General features: G+C 73.4%; 21 protein-coding genes. 11 read left to right on the top strand and 10 right to left on the bottom strand.

The genetic code is table 11. From position 1 onward, the window contains the following. Positions 1-111: 111 nt before the first annotated feature. The 3 genes from O0S08_RS18350 to O0S08_RS18340 are packed head-to-tail and all read right to left on the bottom strand — an operon-like array spanning position 112 to position 2,983. Positions 112-2,040 (bottom strand): AMP-binding protein, encoded by a 1,929-nt coding sequence (locus O0S08_RS18350; RefSeq protein WP_269040470.1) that lies wholly within the window; start codon positions 2,038-2,040, stop codon positions 112-114. Then, the gene (locus tag O0S08_RS18345) at positions 2,037-2,687 is read right to left on the bottom strand and encodes a COG4648 family protein (RefSeq protein WP_269040469.1); all 651 of its coding nucleotides are present in this window, start codon (positions 2,685-2,687) and stop codon (positions 2,037-2,039) included. Before O0S08_RS18345 ends, O0S08_RS18350 begins: the two co-directional genes overlap by 4 nt. Positions 2,688-2,695: 8 nt before the next feature. Continuing rightward, the gene (locus O0S08_RS18340; protein ID WP_269040468.1) at positions 2,696-2,983 is read right to left on the bottom strand and encodes a phosphopantetheine-binding protein; all 288 of its coding nucleotides are present in this window, start codon (positions 2,981-2,983) and stop codon (positions 2,696-2,698) included. A gap of 173 nt (positions 2,984-3,156) precedes the next feature. Here O0S08_RS18340 and fabG point away from each other — a divergent pair, with 173 nt between their 5' ends. Together fabG and O0S08_RS18330 are read left to right on the top strand one after the other, a co-directional pair. Continuing rightward, positions 3,157-3,936, top strand: coding sequence for a 3-oxoacyl-ACP reductase FabG (gene fabG, locus O0S08_RS18335; protein WP_269040467.1), 780 nt, complete (start codon positions 3,157-3,159; stop codon positions 3,934-3,936). A 181-nt stretch (positions 3,937-4,117) separates the two neighbouring features. Then, entirely contained in the window at positions 4,118-5,893 is a 1,776-nt protein-coding gene (locus O0S08_RS18330) for a hypothetical protein (RefSeq protein WP_269040466.1), read from the top strand. A 575-nt stretch (positions 5,894-6,468) separates the two neighbouring features. Here the strand turns inward: O0S08_RS18330 and O0S08_RS18325 are convergent. After that, complete coding sequence (locus O0S08_RS18325) at positions 6,469-7,098, bottom strand: hypothetical protein (RefSeq protein ID WP_269040465.1); 630 nt, start codon at positions 7,096-7,098, stop codon at positions 6,469-6,471. Positions 7,099-7,312: 214 nt separating this feature from the next. On the opposite strand from O0S08_RS18325, the gene O0S08_RS18320 reads away from it, so the two are divergent. Beyond that, a complete protein-coding gene (locus O0S08_RS18320; RefSeq protein WP_269040464.1) occupies positions 7,313-7,528 on the top strand; it encodes a hypothetical protein in 216 nt (71 codons plus the stop codon). Positions 7,529-7,956: 428 nt separating this feature from the next. After that, entirely contained in the window at positions 7,957-8,385 is a 429-nt protein-coding gene (locus O0S08_RS18315; protein WP_269040463.1) for a hypothetical protein, read from the top strand. Positions 8,386-8,519: 134 nt separating this feature from the next. On the opposite strand, the gene O0S08_RS18310 is transcribed toward O0S08_RS18315, so the two are convergent. After that, positions 8,520-8,807 (bottom strand): hypothetical protein, encoded by a 288-nt coding sequence (locus O0S08_RS18310; RefSeq protein WP_269040462.1) that lies wholly within the window; start codon positions 8,805-8,807, stop codon positions 8,520-8,522. A 4-nt stretch (positions 8,808-8,811) separates the two neighbouring features. On the opposite strand from O0S08_RS18310, the gene O0S08_RS18305 reads away from it, so the two are divergent. Then, positions 8,812-9,051, top strand: a complete 240-nt coding sequence (locus O0S08_RS18305; protein ID WP_269040461.1) for a hypothetical protein — start codon at positions 8,812-8,814, stop codon at positions 9,049-9,051. A gap of 250 nt (positions 9,052-9,301) precedes the next feature. On the opposite strand, the gene O0S08_RS18300 is transcribed toward O0S08_RS18305, so the two are convergent. Further along, positions 9,302-12,013, bottom strand: coding sequence for a M16 family metallopeptidase (locus tag O0S08_RS18300; protein WP_269040460.1), 2,712 nt, complete (start codon positions 12,011-12,013; stop codon positions 9,302-9,304). Positions 12,014-12,477: 464 nt separating this feature from the next. Between O0S08_RS18300 and O0S08_RS18295 the strand changes: the two genes are divergently transcribed. The 3 genes from O0S08_RS18295 to O0S08_RS18285 all read left to right on the top strand — a co-directional run bounded on the left by O0S08_RS18295 (position 12,478) and on the right by O0S08_RS18285 (position 15,810). Beyond that, positions 12,478-14,472, top strand: a complete 1,995-nt coding sequence (locus O0S08_RS18295) for a hypothetical protein (protein WP_269040459.1) — start codon at positions 12,478-12,480, stop codon at positions 14,470-14,472. A gap of 70 nt (positions 14,473-14,542) precedes the next feature. Next, on the top strand, positions 14,543-14,962 hold the full coding sequence (locus O0S08_RS18290; protein ID WP_269040458.1) for a hypothetical protein: 420 nt from the start codon (positions 14,543-14,545) through the stop codon (positions 14,960-14,962). Between the two features lie 83 nt (positions 14,963-15,045). Further along, positions 15,046-15,810: an SDR family NAD(P)-dependent oxidoreductase gene (locus O0S08_RS18285; protein WP_269040457.1), complete on the top strand. Its 765-nt coding sequence runs from the start codon at positions 15,046-15,048 to the stop codon at positions 15,808-15,810. A gap of 471 nt (positions 15,811-16,281) precedes the next feature. Here the strand turns inward: O0S08_RS18285 and O0S08_RS18280 are convergent, their stop codons facing one another. Together O0S08_RS18280 and O0S08_RS18275 are read right to left on the bottom strand one after the other, a co-directional pair. Further along, positions 16,282-17,415 (bottom strand): S41 family peptidase, encoded by a 1,134-nt coding sequence (locus O0S08_RS18280; RefSeq protein WP_269040456.1) that lies wholly within the window; start codon positions 17,413-17,415, stop codon positions 16,282-16,284. 25 nt (positions 17,416-17,440) lie between these two features. Continuing rightward, positions 17,441-18,148 (bottom strand): TetR/AcrR family transcriptional regulator, encoded by a 708-nt coding sequence (locus tag O0S08_RS18275; RefSeq protein WP_269040455.1) that lies wholly within the window; start codon positions 18,146-18,148, stop codon positions 17,441-17,443. Between the two features lie 344 nt (positions 18,149-18,492). Between O0S08_RS18275 and O0S08_RS18270 the strand changes: the two genes are divergently transcribed. Further along, positions 18,493-20,037 (top strand): hypothetical protein, encoded by a 1,545-nt coding sequence (locus tag O0S08_RS18270; RefSeq protein WP_269040454.1) that lies wholly within the window; start codon positions 18,493-18,495, stop codon positions 20,035-20,037. A 50-nt stretch (positions 20,038-20,087) separates the two neighbouring features. Here the strand turns inward: O0S08_RS18270 and O0S08_RS18265 are convergent, their stop codons facing one another. Both O0S08_RS18265 and O0S08_RS18260 read right to left on the bottom strand, forming a co-directional pair. Beyond that, positions 20,088-20,576: a hypothetical protein gene (locus O0S08_RS18265; RefSeq protein ID WP_269040453.1), complete on the bottom strand. Its 489-nt coding sequence runs from the start codon at positions 20,574-20,576 to the stop codon at positions 20,088-20,090. A gap of 246 nt (positions 20,577-20,822) precedes the next feature. Then, complete coding sequence (locus O0S08_RS18260) at positions 20,823-22,142, bottom strand: SMI1/KNR4 family protein (RefSeq protein WP_269040452.1); 1,320 nt, start codon at positions 22,140-22,142, stop codon at positions 20,823-20,825. Positions 22,143-22,637: 495 nt separating this feature from the next. Between O0S08_RS18260 and O0S08_RS18255 the strand changes: the two genes are divergently transcribed. Both O0S08_RS18255 and O0S08_RS18250 read left to right on the top strand, forming a co-directional pair. Beyond that, the gene (locus tag O0S08_RS18255; protein ID WP_269040451.1) at positions 22,638-23,459 is read left to right on the top strand and encodes a phosphatase PAP2 family protein; all 822 of its coding nucleotides are present in this window, start codon (positions 22,638-22,640) and stop codon (positions 23,457-23,459) included. A gap of 179 nt (positions 23,460-23,638) precedes the next feature. Beyond that, complete coding sequence (locus O0S08_RS18250; protein ID WP_269040450.1) at positions 23,639-24,610, top strand: DUF4215 domain-containing protein; 972 nt, start codon at positions 23,639-23,641, stop codon at positions 24,608-24,610. Positions 24,611-25,912: the final 1,302 nt, after the last annotated feature.

Raw genomic sequence — 25,912 nt, 5'->3', positions numbered from 1 at the left:
GCCGCAGCACGCCTCGCGCCCGAGCGCGCGCCGCGACGACCTGTCTCTCCGGACATCCGCACGACCTCGGCCCCCTCGCTACGACCTGTCCCTCCGGACATACGTACCACCTCACCCACCGCGCGCCTCGTACTCGAGCGCGCCGGCGGTGACCACCTCGCCCGCGCGCGCGAGCGAGAAGCGCACGTTCGTCCCGCGCACCTCGAGCCGCAGCACCAGCGCGTCGCCCGGCGCGATCGGCCGCGTGAACTTCAGCCGCGCCGCCCGCCGCAGCGGCCCCAGCTCCGGCCGCAGCGCCGCCACCTGCGGCACCACCAGCGCGGTCAGCTGCGCCACCCCCGGCAGCACCGGCATCCCCTCGAAGTGCCCGCGGAAGTACGCCAGATCGGCCGGCACCCCGACCTCGACCTCGTGCACCGCCGCCCCGCCCTCGTCGCGCCGCGCGGGCTCGCCCAGCGCGAACGCGCGTGCGCCCGCGTTCGCGGCGGCTCCATCGGACATGTCCTTCGAGCCAGAAGCTCCGGACGGACCCCTCGCTGTCCCCGCAGGCATGTCCCGCGAGCCGTCCGACCCGCTCGTTCGCGACGGCTCGTTCGCTGGCCCTTCGGACATGTCCTCAGGGCCACCCGAGTCCTGCCCCGGACCCTCCGCCCCCGCCTCGACCGCGAGGCCGAGCAGCGCGTGCAGCTTGCGCCGCGTCAGCTTGCCGCTCGGCTCGCGCGGCAGCGCCGGCACCAGCTTGATCCGCCGCGGCACCACGACAGGGTCGAACCACGGCAGCAGCGCCCGGCGCAGCTCGGCGACCAGCTCGGCGTCGCGTCCGGCCTCGCGCGGCACCACCGCGGCCACCAGCTCGTGCCCGCGGGCGCCCGGCGACTCGACCGCGACCACCGCCGCGTCGGCCACCGTCGGCAGGGCCAGCAGGCGCTGCTCGACCTCGGCCACCGCGACCCGCTTGCCCGCGATCTTCACCACCCCGTCGAGCCGGCCGCGCAGGTGGAACCCGCCGCGCGCGTCGATCTCGACCCGGTCCTCGCACGGGTACGGCACCGGCGCGTCCGGGGCCAAAAACGGCGAGCGCAGCAGCAGCCGCCCCTCGGAAGCGACCTCGACCGCGACCCCGGGCAGCGGCGTCCAGGCTGGCTCTGGAGACATGTCCCCGAGGACATGCTCGTGCCGACGCCAGCCGATCCCGCCGGTCTCCGACGAGCCGTACACCTCGGTCACCTGCAGCCCCAGCCGCGCCAGCAGCTCGTCGGCGGTCGCCCGCGGCAGCGGCGCCCCGGAGGAGAACACCCGCGAGAGCGGCGGCAGGTCGCCGCGCTCCAGCACCGTCAGCCCGCGCAGGTGCGCCGGCGTGCTGACCAGCACCGTCGCCCCGACCTGCCGCGCCGCCCGGGCCACGGTCTCGGCGTGCAGCGGCGTCTCGCGGGCGAACGCCGCCCCGGCGGCCAGCGGGGCGAGGATCCCGAACAGCAGCCCGTAGAGGTGGTACGGCGGCACCGTCGCCAGCGCCACCTCGCCGGCCCGCAGGGCGAACGTCGCCGCCAGCGCCTGCGCCTCGCCGAGCAGCTGCGCGGCAGTCTTGGCGCACGGCTGGTGGTCGCCGGTGCTGCCCGAGGTGTACACGACCGCCAGCCGGCGCTCGGCGGCCAGCGCTTCGGGCCATGTCGGATCGGCCATGTCCCTCAAAACATGTCCGTCCAGCCACTCGCGGACGTCCTGCGCGTCGGCCAGGTCGGAGTCGTGCAGCAGCGCGACCACCGACGGCCGGCCGGCCAGCTCGCGCACCGCCGCCGGCTGGGCGTTGGGCGGCAGGGCGACCGCGTGCCCGCGCAGCCACGCCGCCAGGGCGGTCACCGCGAGGTGGTAGCGATCGCCGCAGACCGCCAGCACCTCGCTGCCGGGAACCGCGGGCGGCAGGCGTGCGGCCACCGCCTTCGCGTCGCGCATGAGCTCGCCGGCGGTGCGCGCACCCGCCTCGCCCACGGCGACGGGCGCCGCGGGATCGGTGTGGACGAGCGGGACGAAGGACCTCATGCGCGGAGCAGCCGGCGGAGCAGGCGGTCGGGCAGCGCGTCGCCGAAGCGACGGAAGGTCGCCTTGCGGACGACGTACTCGACGGTGAACATTACCCCGATCAGCAGGTAGGCCAAAAGTCCGGTGTAGAGCGTCCACCAGGCCACCGGGGCCCACAGCGCCAGGCCGGCGCTGACGGCCGCGTTGGCGACGAAGAACCCGCACCACACCTTGGTGACCTTGCGGCAGTACGCCGGCCCGCCGGGCGGCAGGTCGGGCTCCTGCAGGCGGGCGAACCGTTCGACCAGCGACACCGGCCCGCGCAGGCTGGCCGCGAAGTTGGCCAGGAGGCCCAGGTTGACCAGCACCGGCAGGGCCATGAACAGCCGCTGCTCGCCCGACAGCGCCGCCACTGCGAACAGCCCCAGCAGCGACAGCGGCACCCGCAGCACCGGCCACAGGTCCTCGCGCCGGGCCTCGCGCAGGCGCAGGAGGAGCCCCGGCAGCAGCGCGGCCGCCAGCACCAGCGCCAGCGTGCGCGGGCTCCAGCGCGTCATGCCGAGGTACACCACCAGCGGATAACCGCCGACGAGCACCGACCGCAGCGCGGCCGGCACCCACCTCGGGACCCCCGCGGCTCGCCGCGGCTCGCCACTCGGGTCCGCCATGCTCGGCCTCAGCTGATCGCCGCGGCCCGCTGTTCGGCGACGAAGCGGGCCAGGTTGGTCACGCTGGCGAAGATGTGCCGGTTCTGCGCGTCGTCGGCCCGGGTCTTGACGCCGTACTTCTTGCCGATCGCCATCGCCAGCTCGAGCACGTCGATCGAGTCGAGGCCCAGCCCCTCGACCAGCAGCGGCGCCTCTGGGTCGATGTCCTCGGGGGTCATGTCCTGCAGCATCAGGGCCTCGATGATGAGCTCCTTGATCTCGCGGACCAGCGCGTCGGGCGGGGCGGCATCTGTCATGGGGTCGGCGCATCCTACGGGGATCGCCCTGGAGACGACAAGCGGCGGCCATCGGCCTCCGTGGACGCCCGAGCGCCGCGTGTCCCGCCCCACCGACACTGCGCAAGCTCACATCTTCTCTCGGACTCTTGGTGCAGGCGGCGTCCGGAGCCTCTCGGTACCCTCGCCGCCCCATGACAAGCACCAATCAACCGCGGATCGCCATCGTCACCGGCGGCGGCAACGGCATCGGCCGCGCCACCGCCCTCAAGTTCGCCGAGGCGGGTTACGCCGTGGCCGTGTGGGACCTGGCCGAACAGGCAGCCGAGGAGGTCGTGTCCGCGATCACCGCCGCCGGCGGCGTCGCCATCGCCCGCAAGGTCGACGTCAGCAAGCCGGAGGACTGCGTCGCCGGGGTCGCCGCCGTGCTCGAGCGGTTCGGCCGCATCGACGTCCTCATCAACAACGCCGGCGTCGTCCGCGACGGCCAGCTGGTCAAGGTCAAGGACGGTCAGGTGGTCGGACAGATGAGCGCCGACCAGTTCCAGTTCGTCCTCGATGTCTGCCTGAAGGGCGTGTTCAACTGCACCCAGGCCGTGGTGCCGACCATGATCGCCCAGAAGTACGGCCGCATCGTCAGCACCAGCTCGGTGGTCGCGCTGTACGGCAACTTCGGCCAGACCAACTACGTCGCCGCCAAGGCCGGCGTGGTCGGCATGACGCGCGTATGGGCGCGCGAGCTCGGCCGCTACGGCATCACGGCGAACGCCGTCGCCCCGGGTTTCATCGCCACCGACATGGTCAAGTCGATCCCGGAGAAGGTTTATAACGCGCTGATCGAGCACACCCCGGTCGGCCGCGCCGGTCAACCCGACGACATCGCTCGCGCCTATCTCTTCCTGGCCGACGACAAGTCGAGCTTCATCAACGGCGCCATCTTGAGCGTCGACGGCGGCTCGGTCATCGGCACCTGAACCTCGGCACGAGGTTCCGGTCGGGCCTCACGGGCGGCGAACGGCGTCCGTGTCGGCGCGCGCGGCGCTGAACAGCCTCCGCCACGGCAGGCCCTCACCCTGCCCGCGCGGACCTCGGGCCGCGCGCGGCATTTTGCCCCTTCGTTGCAGCAGCAGCGCGAAAAGACTAGCGTAACGGGCGATGCACGACGACGGCGCGCGCTGGCTACCCAAGTTTCTCGCGGACAGCGGCTACCGCCACGCGATGTATACCCATCAGTGGACGGAGGTGCTGATCTGGCGCGACGCGGAGCGCTGGCTCGGCCGCGGGCCCGACCGCGACAGCGCCCTCGAAGATGCGCTGACGCAGATGTTTCCGTCGGCGGCGGCCCGCCAGCTCTTCGATCGCTTCCGCGAGGGCCTCCAGGAGCCAGCCCGTCCGCAGTCGGCGCCGGTCAGCGCCGCGGTATCCGCCGAAGTTATCCCCGTCCCGCCCGCCTCGCCCGAGCCCGAGCTGCCGCGCAGCCCGATCGTCGGCCGGATCCAGCTGCCCACGTATCCGGCGGCCGCGGTCGCCGAGGCGCGCGAGACCCTGGAAGAGATCCTCAAGGACATCCAGGACATGCGCCCCGACTTCGCGCTGATGTCCCCGCGCTATCAAAAGGTCTACATGCTGGCCTGGATCTCGCGCGCGCGCAGCTTCGACGAGCAGTTCCAGGGCGAGCACAAGATCACCGTGCTGGTGCGGCGGATCGCCCACGAGCTGACGAACCTGAGCAAGACGCTGTGGCCGGGCTCGGTGCAGGCGCTGCAGATGAACGCGGTGCCGGCCTGTGTGGTGACCGAGCTCGGGCTCAAGACCTTGCACGCGCCCAAGACCTGGGCCGAGGCGCACGAGTTCGTGCAGAACCATCGCGAGCGGGCGATGACCAGCGAGGTCCCGGTCGACGACTACGGCTGGGCCGACCGCCCGCGCAAGACCCCGCCGGGCCCGCCCCGCACCGTCCTGCGCGAGGCCCAGCGCGCCATCGAGTCGATCGCCGGCAACGTCACCGACCCGCCGCCGCGGCACCTCACCACGCCGCCCGAGGAGCTGCCCAACGACCAGCTCGACGCCCTCGTCAAGCACGCGCAGGCGCTGCGCGACATCCGTCGCTTCATCGCCGCCGAGGACCCCGAGACCTGGGGCGCGGTGATGGGCCGCCTGCGCTGGCTCGCGGGGCGCCTCGGCGAGCGCCTGCCGCAGCTGCGGCGCTGGCTCGACCCCGAGTTCATCCCGCCGCCGGAGCGCGCCAAGACCGGGCCCTCGGCCGATCAGGTGCGCCAGCAACAGGCGGCGGTGCGGGCCGAACGCGACGCGCTGGTCGCCGCCGACAGCTTCGACGACGAGGTCCTGCTCGCCTTCCTCGGCCGGGCCTTCGACGCCCACAACACGCCCGAGGTGGCCTCGCTGGTCCAGCCGATCCGCCCGCGCATCGACGCCCTGCGCCCCGACCTGTTCGAGGACCGACGCATGCGTCGCCGCCTCACCGGCCTGCAAGACGTGATAAAGCGCGGCGAGCTCGGCGTCCTGCCGTCCGACGGCGAGGGCGACCTCGAGGAGGAGACCGACGACGTCGACGATCCGGGCGCGCACCTGGTCGCCCAGGTCCGGCCCAAGGTCGAGGGCAAGCGGGTCCTGTTCGTCAGCAACCGCGAGGACCCGGACCTCAAGTCGAAGCTCGAGGAGTCGCTCGGCCTCGACATCACCTGGTGCGACGGCAACGCCCGCAAGGTCCAGGCCCAGTGCGAGAGCATCTCGCGCCACAGCTACGACTACGTGTTGATCGCCACCGGCTTCCAGGCCCACAACATCGACGGGATCCTCGCCCGCGCGGCGCGTGCGAGCGCCATCCCCTACGTCCGCGTGTTCAAGGGCCGCCCCCTCGCCGTCGCCCGCGCCCTCGCCCGCAGCCTCGGCGTCGCCACCGCCGCCTGAGCCCGCGCCGCCCGTAGATCCGCGCCCCTCGCTCGCGGCCGCGGCGTCACCTGTCCGATCGGACAGCCCGCGTTCTGGAGCAGATCCGTGTGGTCCGCGCCACACCGCGTGGAGCGCCGACCGGGCGACCTCGTGATCGCGCAACATCGCCCGCGCACCCGCCAGCGGCTGCAGGCCAGGCATCTCCGCAATCCATCCGTCCGCCGCGGACACCTGTCCCACAGGACCTGTCCCCGAGGCCGCGCGCCCTCACCTGTCCCTTCAGACACATCGAGCAGACACCGGCCGGCCCGAGCCCCGCCGCATCTTGCCTGTCTCTTGAGACATCTACGTGAGCCTCGCCCCGCGGCCTGTGCCCCATCCCGAGCCCCTGTCTGCATCGACGCCCCAGCGCCGGCTGTCCCTCAGGACATCCAACTGCGGCCGCTTCGACGCGGCCGCCTGTCCCTTCGGACACGATCACTCAGCCGGCTCTCGCCCGCTCCGTCGGAGACCCACCCGGCTCCCTGCCCCATCGTGCGAGTCGAACGCCGCCCTTCGAACAACTCCGGCCGCCTCTCGGGCACCGCCCGCGCTCACTCGAACACGATCGTCACCTCGAACGGCGCCCCCTTGCGCACGCCGGCGATCGTCCAGCGGTCGAGCTTGCGCAGCTCCGCGTAGGCGCTCATCGCCGCATCGGCGTCGCTCACGTCGAAGCCGGCGATCGTGCGCACCACGTCGCCATTTTTGAACCCGACGCGGGCCAGCAGCGACTCGGCGCGGATGGCAAACAGCTTGAGGCCGGCCGGCTTGCCGTCCTCCACCGCCGGGACCACGCGCACCTGCCGGGCCATGGCCGCGGGGTTCGCCAGGAACGCGTCGAGCTCGCTGCGCTTCACCACGCAGGTCCCGTCGGCGCAGGTCGCCGTCAGCGTCGGCCGCACCTCGTCGAGGATCGCCGACGCGGGGTCGCTCGGGTCGGCCCACGGGTCGCTGCCCGTCCGCACCGGCCTCGACCGGTCGGCCTCGCAGGCCGCGCGCTCGGCCCGCGCCTTCTCCAACTCGACCGTCAGCGTCTCGATCCGCTGCCCCTGCTCCTTGAGCAGCGTCGACGTCGCCGCCAGCTCCGCCCGCATCCCCGCCAGCTCCGCCTCCGCGGCGCGGTCGCACCCGCTCAGCAAGAGCCCCAGCACGAACCACACCTCGACTCGTCTCCCCTGCATCGGCCTCGACTTCAGCACGTCCGCCCGGGCGGCGACAAGCGCCGCAGTCCCTGCGCGTGGCCCCGCCCGCCGAGCCCCATCGGCCCCGACTTCAGCGCTTCCGCCCGCGACAGGCTCCACGGTGCTCGTCGAGCTCCCATCGGCCTCGACTTCAACGTCCACCCAAAGCGCGACGCGCGACCCGGGGCGGCGACAGGCGCTACAGTCCCTGCGCGTGACCCTGCCCGCCGAGCCCCGCGAGCCGCTGCTCCTGGCCCTTCGCCGCGCCGATCCGCTCGCCTTCCGCCGCGAGGTCCGGGCCGTCCTCGGCGCTCAGGCCAGCGTGAGCGCCGGCGCCCGGGCGCTCGGCCTGCGCGAGGCGACCCTGCGCGATCTGCTGGCCGACGACCCCGAGCTGGCCCGCGACCTCGACCTCGACGACTGGCCATGAGGACATGTCCTTGAGGCCACCTCGCGTAGGTCCATCGCGGCCGTCTCTGGCGCGCGGCCACCGGACACCGCACTTCACCACGCCTCGCTTCAGCCCGTGACGCCGAGCTCCCGCCCCGAGGCCGCCTCGGCATCACGAGTTCAGACGAGATGGTCGACGCAACCCTGCAGCCTCGTCCGAGCCATGACGGGTTCGGTCGCTGCGGCCTCGCGCGGGCCTGTGCATGACAAGTCTGTTTCGACATGTCCCGCAGCACATGTCCATTCCGCGCCGCAGTGGCCTCATGGAAGCCTCACCGCGAGGTTGAACCAGCCCGTCGCGGCCCGTATGGGCGACGGACGAGCAGGGATCGCACCAGCCCTCGATCGGCCGCACGATCGAGGGCTCCTCCGCGTGACAGCCCTGCTGTCGCCTGGCACACTCCGCGCGTGCTGAAGCCCGTCGTCATCAGCGAGGCCGAGCTCGACCGTCGCCACGGCACCTTCGCCCGCCTCGCCTCGGGCGGCCGCCACGACTGCGCCTGCGCCGTCTACGAGGGCGACGTCACGATCGACGGCGACGGCTGGCTGAGCGACGAGCACTGGTCGCAGCTGCAGGTCGCCGCTGCGCCCGACGACATCGGCACCCTCGTCGTCACCGGCGACCTCGTCGTGCGCGGCCGCCTCTGCGTGTCCGATCGGCTGATGTGCGCAGTGGTCCTCGGCGACCTCGTGGCCCGCGAGCTGGCCATCTTCGAGACCGAGTTCTACGTCGGCGGCGACCTGCGAGTCGATCGCCTGCGCGACCGCGACGAGTACCTCACTGTCGCCGGCGCGCGCTCGGTCGCCGAGCCCGACGGCGACCCGGACGACGACTGATCCTCCGGCCCACTCCCTTTGCGAGATGAGCCGGAGGGGCGCATCCGCGCCGTTCCGTCCGCGCTTCCGTGTTAGAGAGGGAACGTGACGCGACGTGCCCTGGGGCTCCTCTTCGGCCTGACGTCGGCCTGCTTTTACCAGCCTGCCGGGGCTGGTGGATCCTCGACCACCGGGGCCACCTCGACCGCCTCGACCACCTCGACCACGGCCACGACGACGACCGACGCAACGCTCTCGACGAGCACCTCGTCCTCGTCGACCACCTCGTCGACCGTGACCGCGAGCGACTCGAGCGTCGGCACGAGCACGACCACCACGAGCACGAGCACGACCTCGACCACCACGGGCGACCCGAGCACGACCACAACCACCACCGACGCCACGAGCTCGACCAGCAGCGGCGAGCCTGACCCGGGGACCACGACGATGTCCGAGCCGGTCTGCGGCAACGGCGTCGCCGAGGCGGGCGAGACCTGCGACGGCGCCGACACCAAGGGCAAGGAGTGCTCCGACTTCCCCGCCAGCTACGGCGGCGGAGCTCTCTCGTGCAACCCGACCTGCACGGCCTTCGACTTCGCCAAGTGTTGCAAGCTGGCCGGCCAGAGCTGCGGCAACAGCTCCCAGTGCTGCAGCGGCAGCTGCGTTCTGTTCAGCTGCGGCGGCTGACCCCGGAAGCAGCCTGCGACGGCGTCCGCGTCGCGCTCGCGCCGACGCGACGCCTGCCCCTTCGCTCATGTCCCGAGCGCCAGCTCGCCCTTACGAGCGTCACACCTGCCACGCTCACTGCGTGGCGCCTCGGACCTGCCTCTTCGCCCATGTCCCGAGCGCCAGCTCGCCCTTGCGAGCGTCGCGCCTGCCACGCTCCCAGCGTCGCACCCCGAACCTGCCCCTTCGGACATATCCGGGCGCCCCCGCCTCACTCCTTGCGCCGGCGCGCCCGGACCACGCAGCGGGCCGCCCATTGCGGGCGGAACAGCGTGCGGGCCAGCGCCCACACCCCCTCCGTCGTCACCGCCGCGACCCGCTGCGGATACGCGAACGCCCGCGCGCGCGGCAGCCCGTAGACCTCGGACAGCGCCAGCAGCGACGCCATCCGGCTGCGGCGCTGCTGGCCGAGCTCGAACTGGCCGACCAGCCACGCCTGCGCGCGCTCGACCTCCGCCCTGGACGGCGGCTCTCGCACCGCGCGATCGACCTCCGCCGCGATCGCCGCCAGCGCCTTCGGCAGCTTGTCCTGGCTCGTAGACGCGTGGATCGCCACGTGGCCGGCGTCGACGCCCTCCACGCTGCTCATCGACACCTCGTACACCAGCCCCTGGACCTCGCGCAGCGCCGTGAACAGCCGCCCGGTCTGCCCGCCGAGGATCGCGCTGAGCACGTCGAGGGTCGGCTCGCGCTCGTCGCCGACGGCGATGCCCGGCCAGCCGAGGGCGATGTGGGCCTGCTCGCGGTCCTGGAAGATCTCGCGCTCGCGCGGCCCGGTCGGCGCCGCGAACTTCTTGGGCGCACCTGGCCCAGAGGACAGCCTGTCTGAAAGGCCAGCCTCGCGCAGCGCCGCCTCGACCTGGGCCGCGGCCGCCGCCACGTCGATGTCGCCGGCCAGGGCCAGCACCGCCTGGCCGATCGGGTAGTCGCGGCGCCACAGCCCGCGCAGCTTGGCCGGCGTCAGCGCGCGCAGCCCCGCCGGCGTGCCGCGGCCCGGCCGGCTGAACGGGTGCTCGCCGTACAGCAGCGCGTACAGCCCGCGGCTCGCCACCTGCCCCGGGTCGTCGACCTCGGCGGCGAGGTCCTGCAGCGCCACCCGCCGCTCCTCCTCGAGCTCGTCGGCGGCGAACTTCGGCGTCGTCGCGCAGTCGAGCGCGTGCCCGAGCACCGCCGGGAAGTGGCGGGCCAGGCACTCGAAGTGCAGGCCGAGGCTGTTGCGGCCGGCGAACCCGTCGAGCCCCGCGGCCATGCCGTCGATCGCCCGGCTCAGCGCCTCGCCGCCGGTGCGGGCGTTGCCGCGGGTGAGCAGCGCCGCGATCAGCGAGTTCGCGCCGGCCAGCGCCGCCGGCTCGCGCCGCAGCCCTCCGGGCCACATCAGCCAGCCCGCCGCCACCGGCACCGCCGGCTCGACCCGGGCCAGCAGGCGCAGCCCGCCCGGCAGCGTGATCGTGTCGATCCCGTCGGCCGCCCGCCGCGGCGCCGAAGCCTTGCGCGCCCGCGCCGGCCCCGGCTTCAGCGCCTCGCTCACGGCTGTCTTGAGGGACCTGGCCGTTTGGACATCCACCTCCGCGCGCGGCAGCTCGAGGCTGACGCACGCGCGGGCCGGGTCGAGCCAGCGCACGCAGGCCGAGCGGACCGCCTCCGGCGTCAGCGCCGCCAGAGCCGCGTAGTACTCGCGCTCGCGGGCCAGGTCGCCGAACAGCGTCGCGCAGGCCCCGAGCGCGTTGGCCTGGCCCTGCACCGTCTCGCGCCGGTACACCAGGTCGCTCTCGAGGATCGCCTTGGCCCGCGCCAGCTCCTCCGCCGACACCGGCGCGTCCGCCAGCCGCCGCACCTGGGCCAGCACCGCCGCCACCGCCGCCGCCGTCTGGCCGGCGGTCGTGCGCGCCGAAACCATCACCGTCCCGCCCAGCCGCAGCGTGTCGCAGTGGGCCTGGATGTCCGAAACGACCTGTTCTTTGCGACGTGTCTCGGCGACCAGGCGCGACGACTCGCCGTTGCCGAGCACCACCGCCGCCGCGTCGATCGCCGCCGCCTCGGCCGCCCCCGCCGCCGGGGCCGGCCAGGCCAGCAGCGCGTAGGTCTCCTGGACCTCGGCCCGGCGCACCGTCACCCCCGGCTTGGGCGCCGGCTCGCCCGCCGCGGCCCGCACCTTGGCAGCCGGCAGCGCGCCGACGATCGCCCGCGCCACCTTGCGCAGCGCCGCCACGTCGACCGCGCCGACCGCCACCAGAGTCAGCCGCTCCCCGGCGTAGGCGCGCCGGTGGTACGCCCGCAGCCGCGCCGCAGTGTGCCCTGCGACCTCCTCGGCGAGCCCGAGCACCGGCCGCGCGTACGGGTGGGCCCCGTACACCCGCGACAGCGCCGCCTGCGTCACCCGCTGGCCCGGGTCGTCGTCGTACTGCTTGATCTCCTCGATCACCACCTCGCGCTCCTGCGCCAGCGTGGCCGGGTCGAGCGTCGGGAACAGCGTCGCAGTGGCGACGATCGCCGCCGCCTCGGCCGCGCGGGCCGCCGGCGCGGTCACGTGCACCACGGTCTCGTCGTGGCTGGTGAACGCGTTGATGTCGCCGCCCAGCGCCTCGATCGCCCCCGCCAGGTCGAGCGCCTCCTCGGCGCGCCGCACCCCGGCCGCGGCCAGGCGCGCGCGGTTGCTCTTCGGGCCATGTCCCAAAATACATGGCTTGAAGAGCATGTGCTCGAGCAGGTGGGCGCAGCCGTGCTCGTCCGGGCGCTCCGCCGCCGTCCCCGAGCCCACCCACAGCTGCACCGAGGCCGGCCCGGCGCAGACCGGTCGTCCAGGCAGGACCAGCAGGCGGGCGCCGTTGGCCAGCCGCTCGTCGACGAGCGGCGCGAATTGGGTGACGGCGCCGGGGAGATCGAGGCCGCGGGGCGAAGGGGGCGAGACGGGCAGATCGGGCACGGTGAAGCTCGCCGCTCGCCGGTCGCGCGCGGCGCCTCCTCATACCGCGAGTCGCCGCCGCGCGCATCCTCGCCCGCCACCTCCGCGGTCGCCCGGTCCTCTGTCCGCCAGCGGCCCGCCGCCCACGCGGCCCCCGAGCCCGCGACCGGCCTCGGCAACCCCGCGCCCGCGTCCCCGTGCCCGCGAACCGGCGAGGCCTCGATCGCTCCAGTCGCCGCGCCTTCGTGCTCGGCGACTCACCCTGTCGCTCCCGTCACGCGCCTCGATCCCCGACGTCACGGTCGCTCCCGGTCGACTCGCGCGACGCGGACCCACCTCCTCGGTCGATCCCGGTCGCCACGCGCGACGCGGACGCGCCTCCTCGGTCGATCTCGTCCGGCCCTCGCCGCGGTCGCTCGGCCTGCGCGCCGGCGCCCGCGCCCGCAGGCCGGTGCGTCGCCCGGGTTCTGCGGTATCGTCCCGGCGTGCTCTCTCCGACCCTCGCGTTGCGCTGCCCACATTGTCAGCACGCGCTCTCGCTCGCCGATCTCCGCGGCGCCCCCGCCTGCCCGGCGTGCGGGCAGCCCCACGGCTTGCCCCCGACCGTCGCCGACGCGCTGGCCCTCTACGAGCGGGCGATCCAGCAGGCAGTGAGCGACCTGATCCAGGGCGGACCTGTCCCGACGGCCAGCCACGAGACCGCGGCGGAGTTCGCGCCGGCGAGCCCACCGGTCCGCGCGCAGAGCCAGCCGGGCCCCTCGGCCAGACTGCTCGCCGCTCCGGTCCCGCCGACCACCTTGCTGTCCATCGGTCCTGCCCCCCCGCCGTCCGTCGCGGCCCCGGTGCGGCCTGTCCTGCAGGACAGCTCACCCGCGTTCGACGGCCTCCAGCCCGGCGACACCCTCCAGGGGCCCGCCGCCACGCCCGCGACCCGCCCCGGCCGCCCCAGCCGCCCCGGCTCCCTGTCCGCCGAGCTGGCGGCCGGCCTTGCCGCCGACCGCCACGACCTCGCCCCGGCCCCGCAGTTCGCCCACCTGTCCCAGGCCCCCCTCGACGGCCCCGCCCCGGCCTCGCGGTTCGCCCACCTGGCCCCGCCCTCACCTGTCCCCGCGGACAGCCCACCACGACCTGCCCCTTCGGACATCCACGCATCACCTGTCCCCGCGGACATCTCATCCCGACCTGCCCCTTCGGCCACCCGGGTCTCACCTGTCCCTTCGGACACCTCGTCCAGACCTGCCCCTTCGGACACCCAGGGCTCACCTGTCCCCGCGGACAGCCGCTTCCCTGGGTCCGCCCCCGCCTCGCGCGCACCTGTCCCCGCGGACAGCCCCGACCACGAAGTCCCCGACGCGCCGGTCTCCGCCGTCGCTCCGGGCTTCGACCCCGCCGCCCTGTCCGGCCCCTTGCCGGCCCCGCGCGACAGCTCTGTCCTCGGGGTCAGCCTCGCCCGCGACCCGGCCGTCCGCAGCGGCGCCGGCGACACCGTCCCCGGCGCGGCGGTCAGCCCGGCGAATTCGTCGCTCTTGGCGATCCTCTACAACCGCTCCGGCGCCAGCCTCAGCACCCCCTCCTCGAGCGCCGGCCTGACCGCGCCGCCCGGCGGCCTGGCCGAGGCGCCGCTGCTGGTGTCTGCAGTGCGCGAGCCGGCCGACGGCGCGCCCGCCCCTGCGACCGAGGTGCTCGTCGCCGCCGTCCGCTCCTTCCTCCCCGATCGCCCTGACGCCGCCGGACCCGAGCCCGAGGGGCGGATCCCCGCCACCGCCCTCGCGGTCGCCCGCCGGGCCCTCCTCGCGCGCCACGCCGACGAGCGGCGCCAGCAGCAGGTCCGCGACGGCGGCCTCGGCCTCCTGTTCGCCGCGGTCGTCTGCGCCGGCCTGCTGCTGTTCGGCCTGTGGTACGTCGCCGCCCCGATCGCCGTCCTCGCCGTCCTCCTGCGCCTGCACCGGGAGGAGCGCGGCGAGCGGTTCGGCGCCGAGGTCCAGCGCCTCGGCGACGCCCTCGGCGGCCAGCGCCTCCCCAGCTACGACGCCATCACCGCGTGGTTCGACCGCCTGTGGCCCGCCCCCGTCAGCCCCGAGGCGATGTGGACCAGCCACCTCCACGGCGCAGTCCGCTGCGACGTCCACGGCTACCCCGCCCTGGTCGACGTCCACCTGAACGAAAAGACAGCCGGCGGCGTCGTCTACCCGCCGCGGATCACCGCCTACCTCGCCGCGATCTGGCCCAGCCGCGTGCCCTCGCTGCGCATGACCGCGACCGACCTCTCGCCCGCAGCCCAGGCCCGCCTCACGCGCCTGCGCAAGGCCGGCTACACCGTCGTCACCGACGCCCACGGCGGCCTCGTCATGCGCGCCAGCGAGTCGATCGCCCAGGCCGCGCGCGCCGACATCACGCGCCTGCCCGCGCTGCAGGTCCCGATCGGCGAGCTCGCCGACCTCGCCCGCGATCTCGGCGCCGAGCCCGTGACCGCGCCGTAGCGACGCGATCGGCACGCGTGCGGCCGCCCGTGCGAGCACCTCGAGCCACCGCTTGCCCAGCGACGTCCCCATGTCGGTCACCCGCGAAACCGCGACGACGTCCGCCCGCTGCTCCGAGTGCGGCGCCGACGTGATCGTGCGCCACACCGTCGCCCGCCGCGTCGACGACATCCGCTGGTCCGCCTCTGTCCACTGCCTCGCATGCGGCCTGCGCCAGGAGTCGGACGACGACGTCGGCGACCTGGAGGCGCGGGCCGCCGTGCTGGCCGCCCACGGCGAGTGGACCGTCGCCCTCACCAGCCTCGGCCCGCGGCCGATCTGGGTCCTGCGGGCGATCCGCGACATCCTCGGGTTCTGGCCCGCCGCCGCGCGGGCGCGCCTCGATCGCCTCGCGCACGGCACCCGCGTCGAGATGGAGGCGCTGCTGGCCAAGTTCGTCGCCGAGGGTGCCCGGGGCGCCTGCGTTCGCGTCGACCCCGGCGCGCGTTGATCGCTCTCGCCGAGGGTCGCAGCGACGACCTCCTCGTCCCCCGGCCGCGCCTCCGGCTATTCTGGCGGCGAGGACATCGCCGTATGGTTTCATTGCGAGACAGGGTCGCGCTGATCGTCGGGGGCAATTCGGGCATCGGGAAGGCGACCGCCTTCGCCTTCGCCGACGCCGGGGCCAAGATCGTCGTGGCCGCGCGGCGGCGGGCCGAGGGGCAGGAGGTCGTCGAGCAGCTGCGCGCCCGCGGGGCGGCCGCGATCTTCGTCGCCCTCGACGTCACCGTCGAGGACGACATCGTCGCCGGCGTCGCGGCCACGGTCGCCGAGTTCGGCCGGCTCGACTGCGCCGTCAACTCCGCCGGGATCTGCGAGGACTTCGGCCCCGTCACCGACGTCGACGGCGCCGCCTTCGATCGCATGATGGCCGTCAACGTCCGCGGCACCCTGCTCGGCATGAAGCACCAGCTGCGGCAGATGGTCGCCCAGGGCGGCGGCGGCAGCATCGTCAACGTCGCCTCGATCCTCTCCCACGTCGGCACGCCCACCGGTTCGGCCTACGTCGCCACCAAGCACGCCGTCCTCGGCATCACCCGCGCCGCCGCCCTCGGTCACGCCAGGCAGGGCATCCGCGTCAACTGCGTCGCCCCGACCGCGATCACCGGCACCCCGATGGTCGACGACGCCCTGGCCAACTACCCCGCGGTCATGGAGCCCGTCATCGCCGCCATCCCGATGGGCCGGCCCGGCCGCGCCGACGAGGTCGGCCGCGCCATCGCCTGGCTCAGCAGCGACGAAGCCTCCTTCGTCTCCGGCCACTCCCTGGCGATCGACGGCGCCCAGCTGGCGCTCTAAAGTGCCGCCGACCGGGCCGACGTCCCTGCCTCTACGAACATGCCCCAAAGGACATGTCCTTTGCGACCCGTCGCCTGATGTCCGCGGCCGACTGCGCGCCTGGCGCTCCGCGGCGCCCAGCTGGCCCTCTAAAGTGCCGCCGACCCGGGCCGACACCCCTGCCCCGATGAACATGCCCCAAAGGACATCTCCTTCACGACCCGTCGCCTGGCGTCCGCGGCCCACTGCGCGCCTGGCGATCGCCGGCGCCCAGCTGGCAGTCTGATCGCCGATCTCCGGGGGATCGGCCTGCTCTCACCAACATGTCCATAAGGACATATCCTTCACGACCTATCGCCTGGTGTCTGCGGTCATCTGCGCGCGAACAGCTCGCGTCGTACACGAAAATCCGCGCCACCGTCGGATCGCCGGCCTCCGCCATGACCGCCGAGGTCGCGTACGGCCACGAGGCTCTCGACCGAGTCGGCCGCCTCACTGCGGCTGCAGCTCGCGCAGTCGCTCCTCGAGGCTCGCCTTCAGCTCCGGGTCCGTCGCCTGGGCGATCTGCCGCTCGAGCAGCTTGACCTGCGCCACGCGCAGCGCGTCGTCGGCGGGCGCCTCGATGTCGGGCAGCACGCCCACGCCCTCCCAGTTCGTCTTCGAGATCGGGTTGATCGCCCGGCCCGTCGGCACGAACGCCGCGAAGTGGTCGCCGAGGCGGACCAGGTCGCCCGGGTTCGCCCCGCCCCACGTCACCTCGCCGACGATCGTCGCGCGCTTCAGGTTCTTCAGGTTGTAGGCGAACTCCTCCGCCGCCGACCCGGTCTTCTTGCTCGTCAGCACGTAGACCTCGCGGCCGACGTAGGCCTTGCCCGGCACCGGCGCCGTCCAGAACTGGCGCGTCTCGTTGGCTGGCCGAAAGTACAGGTCGTTCAGGTGCACCGGCTCGTCGAACAGGTAGCTGCACAGGTACGCCACCACCTCCGGCGCCCCGCCGCCGTTGCGGCGGAGGTCGATGATCAGCGCGTCGGTCTCCGCCAGGAACGCCATCGCCGCGGTCGCCGCCTCGAAGCCGCGGCCGGGGAACGCGAACCCGCGCACCTCGAGGTAGCCGATGTTGCCCGGCAGGCGCTCGACCTTCTCGAACCCGCCGTTCGCCCGCCGCGAGAACTGCTCGTAGCGCGCCAGCTCCTCCGCCGACGGCCTCGCGTTGTCCTGCCGCGGCGGCAGCGGCTCCTTGCTGTAGCGGACGTGGAAGTGCGCGTCGCGCAGCACCTCGTTGATATGATTCGTCAGCGTCGTCGCCAGCGCGTGGCCCGTCGCGATCTTGTCGTACTCGCCGCGCTTGCGGCGGGCGCGGATCGCCCTGACCACCTCGGTCGCCTTGGCCGGGAACACGTACTTCTCCGTCAGCTCGCGCGCCAGCGCCTCGATCGCCGCGTCGCGCTCCGCCGCGGTGATCGGCCCGTCGGGGCCTCGTGGGGCCGGCGCCTCCGGGGCGGCCATCTGCGGCCCGCCGCTGCTCGGCGGCAGCGCGGCCGGCGTCGCGGCTGCCGCCTGCGCGCAGCCGATCGCGGCCATGGTGGACAGAACCAGCCAACCGAGGATCCCCGTGGACAATCGCATCTTCGACCTCCGATCTTCGCTCGCCTCACCGCGCCCGCGCTCGCGTCTTCGCCGGCTGCGCCTTCGTCTTCGTCTTCGTCTTCGCCTCCCGACGCGCGGGCCTGGGCCGCCGGGCCGGCGTCCCGACGACCGCCGGCGCGACCAGGCTGCGCAGCAGCAGGTCGACCATGCGCCGCACCTCGACCTCGATCTTCACCCGTTCGCCGAGCTCGTGCACGCTCAGGCTGTACGGCAGGAACGCGTTGGTCGCCTTCACCAGCGTCGATGCAGTCGCCGCCGCGTCGTCGATCACGAACCGCCCGCTCGCAGCGCCGGCCGCCAGCACCCCGGCCACCAGCGCCACCTCGCGCGCCATGTGAGCTGTCCTTCGGGCCATGTACGCCGGCCGCACCGCCTCGAACAGCTCGTCGAGGCTCTGGCGATACGCGCTGACGCTGTCGAACCGCCGCAGCACCCGCTCGATCAGCACCGCCCGCAGCACCTCGGCCGGGTCGTCGCCCCCGCTCGCCAGCGCGACCAGCCGCGCGTACGTCTGCGCCACCACCCGGTCGATCGACGACAGCCCGACCTCTTCCTTGCTCGGGAAGTACATGTAGATCGTCCGCCGGCTGACCCCCGCCTCGCCGGCGAGGTCCTCCATCGTCACGCTGCGGAACCCGCGGGTGGTCAGCAGCCGATCGGTCGCGTCGAGGATGGCCTCCCGCGTCTCACCGTTGCCCCGCGAGCCGTTCACCGCCCACACAGCATTGCACACGGAGACGACATTGTGCAAGGCACCATTGCACACCCGGCCGAGTTTGTGCAGCGAACCGTCACGCCCCCCCCTCGTCTTCGCCGGTCGTCGGCGCCGTCGAACTCGCGACCCTCGCCCCCGTGTGCCCCCGACCGGCCGCCCGACCGCGCCGCTCGTGCTCGCGCGGGCGGGCGACCGCTCCGACCTCGGCTCACCACCGGCGACCGCTCCTGGCCGTGCTCCGGCCGCGAACGCGCGGCCCTTCCCTCGCCGACCGCCTGCACATGCTAACTTGCCAGCGCTCTCGCCCCGGCCGGCCTGCGCACCGCCCCGGAGTTCCTCTCATGTCTCATCGGCCAGCTGTCCTCGTCGTCCTCCTCCTCGCCCTCCCCGCTTGCGGCGACGACTCGCCCCCGGCCACCGGCGAGGAGGGCGCGTGCCCGCTGACCGCACCCACCTTGCTCGCGGCCGCGCCGGAGTCCTTCGTCGCCCGGCGCGACACCTATTACGACCTCGCGGTCGTCGGCGACGAGCTGCTGTTCACCTTCGACAGCCCCGAGGATCCCGACCGCGTCTATTGGCGCAAGAGCCTGTGCGGCGGCGAGCCCGAGCGCTACGCCCCGATGGCCCCCGGCCTGCACAACGTGCTCTGGATCCACGGCCCCGACGGGCCGCTCGTCTACGCCAACGACCGCGCCGGCAGCTTCTACCTGATCGACGATCTCGGCGACGACGCAGCCACGCCGCGCCGGCGGATCACCGGCCTCCCCGCCGGACGTGTCCTCGCCTACTCCGACGCCCCCTACATCCCCGACACGACCTTCGTGATCTTCTACGGCGAGGGCACCGACAACGGCGCCGATCTGTACGGCGTCGCCGGCGTCGACGCCGACTACCACGATATGTACACCCACGCCGGCGACCCGGACGTCCCCGCCTGGCACCTCGGCGACAGCGTCGTCCGCATGACACGACCCGACCAGCGCCTGCTCCTCCAGCACGACGACGGCACCCTCGAGTGGGCCTCCCCTCGCACGCAGGAGCGCGAGCTCCTGCTCGCCGGCGTCCGCTACTTCGAGCTCTCGCCCGACGGCTCGCGCTTGCTGTGGCAACCCCTCGGCGACGGCGGCTCCGAGCCCGTGTACCTCCGCGACCTCGACGGCGGCGACGACCTCCAGCTCGGCAGCAACACCCACGGCGCGCAGTCCTGGCACCCCGCCGAGAACAACTCCGGGCCGGTCTACCGCCGCGTGGGCACCTGGAGCTTCACCCTCGACGGCGCCTACGCCCTGCAGATCGGCCTCGACGGCAGCTTCGCCGCCGCCGTCCGGACCGACACCGGCGAGCCGGTCGAAGTCCCCGCCCACCTCTACCCCGAGGACCTCGTCGTCCAGCTCTCGCACGTCCTCGGCCTCCGCCTCGGCGATCCGTCCCAGACCGTCGCCGCCCTGTGGGACATCGAGACCGGCGAGGTCCGCGAGTGGTACCGCGGCGACCACCCGCGGCCGTATCTGAGCCGCCTCGACGGCGACCTCGCCGACATCTTCCTCGGCGACGTCGACGGCGAGCCCGACGGCCGCCTCGTCCGGGTCGACCTGCGCACCGGCGACACGGTCGAGCTGTTCGCCAGCATCCCGCGCTCGCACGTCCCCGGCGCCCCCGAGTACATCGCCTTCACCCAGTCGCGCCTGGTCGAGGCCCCCTTCCGCCAGCACGTCGCTTTCTACCCCTCCGACATCCTCGCCATCGACCCGGCCACGGGCGCCCGCCGGCGCCTCGCCGACGACGTCCCCGAGGTCCTCCGCCTCGATGAGGGGTGGATCTACCTCGACCTCTTCAGCGACGAGCCCGGCGTGCGCGCCCTCCCCTTCCCGAAGGACATGCCCTGAAGGCCATGTCCCAAACGTCATGTCCGCCGTGACATGCCCTCGCCGCCAGCCTACTTCACCCCGATCACCGCCCGCACCACCCGCGCGAACTCGTCGTAGCGCTCGAGCTCGGCGCCGCGGTAGCCCGCCATGTAGAAGTCGAGGTACTCCCACCGCTTCGGCGCCGAGGGGGAGGTCGCCGGCCAGCCGCGCAGGTTGGCCCAGTCCGCCAGGATCCCGCCCCAGTTGCGCCACGTCTCCCCGAGCTGCGCCCCGTACGCGTCGCACACGTCGACGTCGTTGCAGAAGTCGCCGCCCGCCAGGGTGATGTGCGTGTCGTCGAGGAACGGGTAGAGGTTGCGCTCGAACCAGTCCTCGTGGAGCGAGTGGTCGATGTGGGGCCGGTCGTCGTCGGCCGGCCGCAGGAACACCCCGTGCCGCTGCTCCGCCGCCCACAGCACCTCGCGCGCGCGCGCGATCGTGCCGCTGCCCTCGAGCACGCGGTACACGCAATCGACGAACACGACCCGGCGGTCGGGAGGAAAGCTCGCCCGGCTCATCGTCCGCGAGGATACGCCGCGCCTCCTCGTGCTCCGACCAAAATCTGTCGGGACCGTCCCCGCCGCTACACCTGGAAAGACGAGCCTGCCCTCCCTGGACCTGCCCGCGCCGACCCCCGGACGCCCGCCCTCGCCGCGCCCGCGAACCGCCCTCGCGCCCTTCCTCGGCGAACACTCGCCGCGGCCCAACAGCCGCCCGCATCGCTCGCCGCCGAGCTGTGCTCCCCCGCTCGATCGACCCGCCGGTCAGCCTTGCTTCGGCGGCTTGTAACCGGACACGATCGTCCGCTTGCGCCCCTCGAGCTTGTCGAACTGCGCCTCGATCCCCTCGCGGCGGGCGTACGCGCGGGCCAGGAGCAGCGCCACGTACTCGCCGAGGGAATCGGCCGCGAGCGTGGCCACCAGCGTTTGATCGTGGTGGTAGCGGATCACCGGCGCCGCGTTCGCCCCGGACTTCGCCCCCGTCGCCAGGAAGAACATGTCGCCCGACGGATCGCTGCCGAGCGGGATCGCCTTCTTCCCCGGATCGAAGCCCCGCACGTCGTATTTTCCGCGGCCGCTCGGCGCCTCGTCCGCGTCTTCATCGTCCTCCTCGAGCGTCTCCGCCAATTCGCGGACCAGCTGGCGCATGCGCGCCGGCGGCCCGAACTCGCGGTCCCCCAGCGCCGCGTGCACCGCCAGCAATTGCGTCAACTCCTTCGGCAGTCGCGGGCTCACCTGCTTCGCCAGCGCCTCGATCTCGCGCGGTTTGGCCGGCCCCTTCGCCGGCACCTCCGCCGCCGCCAAGTTCCACGTGCCCATCAGCGCCAGCGCCTCGGCCACCGTCTGGGGCAGCTGCTTCGGCAGCGTCGTCAGCTTGACCCCCGGCGCCATCGCCTTCGGGATGACCTTCGCGCGCAGCAGCAGCGCCCGCAGCCTGTCCGCGCCCGAGCCCGTGATCGTCGCGGTCTCTGCCACCAATCGCGCCAGCGCCGCTCGAATCCCCGGCGCGACCTCTCCCGGCCGCAGCGCGTGCGCCTCGGTCAGCACGCGGAACAGCAGCCACATGCGCTCGTCCGTCCATTCGATCGCCAGCAGCCCCGCCGCCACCGCCTCCCCGTCCTCGTACGCCAGGAGCCGCGTCACCGCGTCGCTCGCCAGCTTGAACCCGACCTCGTTGCCCGGGTGGTACTCGCCGAGCGCCTCGATCGCCGCCCGCGACGTCTGCCGCATTCCGCGATCCAGCAGCTCCACCAGCAGCGGGATCGCCGACGGCCCGAGCATCTTCGCCGGCTCGAAGCGATACGGCACGCTCATCGTCTCCGAGTGCGCCGCGATCACCCGCAGGAACGGCCCCGCGAGCCGGCCCAGCAGCGCCCGATCGGCCCCCTCGACCTTGAGGAACGCGTCGAACGCCATGAACGCCACGCTCCCCGGCCGCGGCCAGCCCTCCCGGCACGGCGGCGCCTCGGCCAGCGCCTCCAGCCCCGTGACCAGCGACGCCGCCGCGGCCGCGTCCCCGCCCGCGGCCGCCCTCGCCAGCGCCGTCCATCGTGATTCGAGCTCCGCCAACGTCTCGGTCTGCATCGCGGCGAGCAGGTTACTCGCAACCGCGCCTCCCGACCACGCCGCGCGGTCTACGCTTTGCGGCGACCTGCCGACTCTCACCATTGCGACGACCGGCTCACGGACCCCGGCGCGCCGGGGACCGACGCACCCCCTTCACCACCGCGACCGGGCATACTTTTTCGGACCCGAATGACGCGCCGCCTGCTCCCCGCCCTGCTCGTCGCCCTGGCCGCCCCGCCCGTCGCCGCCCATCCGCTCGTGACCGCCCGAACCGGCCTCGCGCCGCTCCAGAGCCCGCCGAGCGGCGTCCCCCTGGGCGCCTGGCAGCCCGGTCCTTTCGTACATGACTCGAAGGACATGTCGCAGGCGACATCACCGTCCGCGCCGTCGCCAGCGGACGCACCGGACCCGTCCCCCGGGACGGAGCTGCCCACCGCGGACATGTCCCCCGGGACATCTCCGCCCGCCGCTCCGGACATGTCCCCAGGGACAGTTACGAAAGTCTCTCAGGACATGTCCCCGAGGACATTCCCGGCCGCCGACCCCCCGCTCCCGCCGCCGCTCCCGCTGCACCTCATGCGTCTGCGGCCGGCCGTCGACGTCCCCGTCATCACCCTGGGCCTCGTCATGTGGCTCGGCACCGACCTCGCCGCTCGCGATATGCGCTGGTCCGGCTGTGCCGCCTGCGATCGCAGCCACATCAACGGCCTCGATCGCCGCGTCCTCGGCAACGACAACCTCGCCGCCGCCCACGCCTCCGACGCCCTGCTCTACACCGCGATCGCCGCCCCGCTGGTCGCCGACCTCGCCGACGCCCTCGTCACCGGCCGTCGCGCCCCCGGCGGGGTTCGTCGGGCCGCCGGCGGTTGGGCCCGCGACGTCGTCGTCCTGTTCGAGGTCCTGGCCGTCAACGTCGGCCTCAATAACCTCGTCAAATACGCCGTCCGGCGCCCGCGGCCCTACAGCTACGAGCCCGAGAGCGACCTCGGCGACGTCCAGGCCGAGGAGGCGCGCCTGTCCTTTTATTCAGGTCACACCTCCACCGCCTTCGCCATGATGACCGCCTGGGCCACCCTCTTCACCCTGCGGCACCCCCGGGCGCGCGCGGCCGTCCCGGTGTGGCTGGCCGCGATCGCCCTCGCAACGACCACCGGCGTCCTGCGCGTCGAGGCCGGCAAGCACTTCTGGACCGACGTCATCGCCGGCTCCCTCGCCGGCGCCTCGCTCGGCGTCCTCGTCCCCCTGCTCCACCGCAACGATCTCGGCCGCCGCTTCTCCGCCGGCATGAGCCCCACCGCGCGCGGCGCCCTCCTCAACCTCAGCGGTCGCTTCTGAAGCGCGCATCCCGGCGAGCTCGGCCGTTCGCCCGCGAATCGTCACACTCGCCCCGCGCGATCGACTGCCCTCATTCGCGCCCCTCGATTGGGGGCCTCGGCCGACACGAACGCCGCGAGCGTCTGCGCGCCCGCTCAGCCGTTTGGCCGCGCCGGCGATTCGCGGTAGAACCACTCTCCATGCGTCTCCTCGCCGTCCTTCGCGGCCGTGCGTGCGCGGGCCTCCTCGCCCTCACACCGGCGGGGCTCCTCGCCGCCTGTTTTTCGCCCGAGGGCAGCGATCCAGTCACCGCGGGCACCACCGGCACCAGCCCCGGCGCGACCACGACGACCACCGCCCCCGGGCCGACCACCGAGGCCGGTCTCTCCGGAACCACCACCCGGCCCGCCACCCCCGACGTCACCACCGACGTCGACCCTGCCACCACCGGCACCGCCACCACGCAATCGACGGACCCGTCCGCCACGGGCACCCTGACCTCGTCCATCGACACCGACACCTCGGGCGATCCGGGCACCACTGCGCCGGAATCGATCTGCGGCGACGGCATTCACGGCGTCGACGAGGAGTGCGAGGACGGCAACCTCGTCGACGGCGACGGCTGCAGCGCCTCCTGCAAGAGCGAAGCGGGCATCCGCTATGTCTTCCTCACCGGCGTCGCCTACACCGTGGGCGAGTTCGGCGGCCTCGCCGGCGCCGACGCGGCGTGCAACGCCCGGGCCCAGCTCGCCGAGTCCGCCGCCCCCCTGAAGCAGCGCACCTTCAAGGCCTGGCTCAGCGCCGACGGGCAGAGCGCCAGCTCGCGCCTCACCGCATTCGCCGGCAACTACGTCCTGCCCGGCGGCACCGTCGTCGCCAACGGCACCGCCGCCTTCTGGTCCGGCCCGCTGCTGGCTCCGATCGACGTCCAGGACGACGGCAAAAAAGCCCCGCCCGACAAGGCCAAGTGCGCGGACAGCCCCAACGAGGCCGTGTGGACCGGCACCACCATGGAGGGCGGCAACGCCGAGGACCAGAACTGCCTCAACTGGACCGACCCCCTGTCCTCCGCCGTCTACGGCGCCTACGGCGACACTGTCAGCAGTTGGACCGCCTGCAACGTCACCAACTGCGACGAGGCCCACCGCTTCTATTGCATCGAGACCGGCTGACGCTCCCGACTGTCGACATTCACTCGCCCGGCTCGCGGACCGAACGTTAGCTCGGGCAGGCGCGCGTCGCGGCACCGAGGTGCGAGGAGCGCCGAGCGGGTCCCGGACAGATGCGCGACGAGCGTCGCACGGCGCGAGCGGGTCCCGGATCGATGCGCTACGAGCGTCGCGGGGGCCGGGGCGCCCTGGCACCGAGTTTGCGCAGGACGAGGCAAGTCTCGCCTCGAAGCGCCCCACCCGTCACGAAGTCCGAGCAACTGTTTGAGGGGACAGGGCGCCCCGGACACCGGCCCCGCGACCTTCGCCGCGCATCCATCCGGGACCCGCTCGCGCCGTGCGACCTTCGCCGCGCATCCATCCGGGACCCGCTCGCGCCGTACGACCTTCGCCGCGCATCCATCCGGGACCCGCTCGCGCCGTGCGACGCTCGCCGGACCCGCGATGCCGCGATCGCATCACATGCTTTTTAAAACATATCTATAAAGACATAGATCGCCGCACCCGGCGGCTCGCAGACTCCCGCGTCACCTGTCACATCGGACAGCCCATGTCTCCACTTCTGAGCGCCGCGACAACCTCTGCCATGCCTGTCTCATCGAACAGGCCGCACCTTCAACTCGCCGCGAGGGGCCGCTCGTGGTTCAGGCGCGAGCGGGTCCCGGATCTCGGCGCAGCCGACCGTCACCGCCCCAAGAAAGCTCCCGGAGGACGGGGGCCGGGGCGCCCTGGCACCGAGTTTGCGCAGGACGAGGCAAGTTTCGCCTCGAAGCGCCCCACCCGTCACGAAGTCCGAGCAACTGTTTGAGGGGACAGGGCGCCCCGGACACCGGCCCCGCGACCTTCGCCGCGCATCCATCCGGGACCCGCTCGCGCCGTGCGACGCTCTTCGCCCGCGCGATGCCGTGATCGCATGACATGCCCGTTCGAACATGTCTCCAAAAACAGAAACGAGCGACGCCGCGCTCGCATGCCATACCCTTCGAACATGTCTCCAAGGACAGCACTGTGTGCTCCTCGTCGCGTCTCGACCCTGCCGGAGCGCCGGACCGATCGGAAGCCAGTGACGCGCTCCTTTCTGGACGACCTCGCGCGGCCGAAGTCGACGTCATGTTGGCCCGGCCCCGCAGGCCTCGAGGCGATCGCCTCCGCGGATCTTGCGATCGAGGTCCGACCTCCGCGAATCACGGGCCAGGAGCCGACGACCGGCGGCACCAGCCGCGGCGTCTGCGACGGCACTGCAACCATGCGGCACGAGCTCCGTGGCGGGCCCCGGCCCTGCGCCAGCAGTACCGGCGTTGCGCG

It is taken from the genome of Nannocystis punicea (assembly GCF_026965555.1).
Taxonomy (GTDB): Bacteria; Myxococcota_A; Polyangia; order Nannocystales; family Nannocystaceae; genus Nannocystis; species Nannocystis punicea.
Note: the sequence above shows the minus strand (reverse complement) of the source record. Positions and strands in the feature narration are given on the sequence as shown.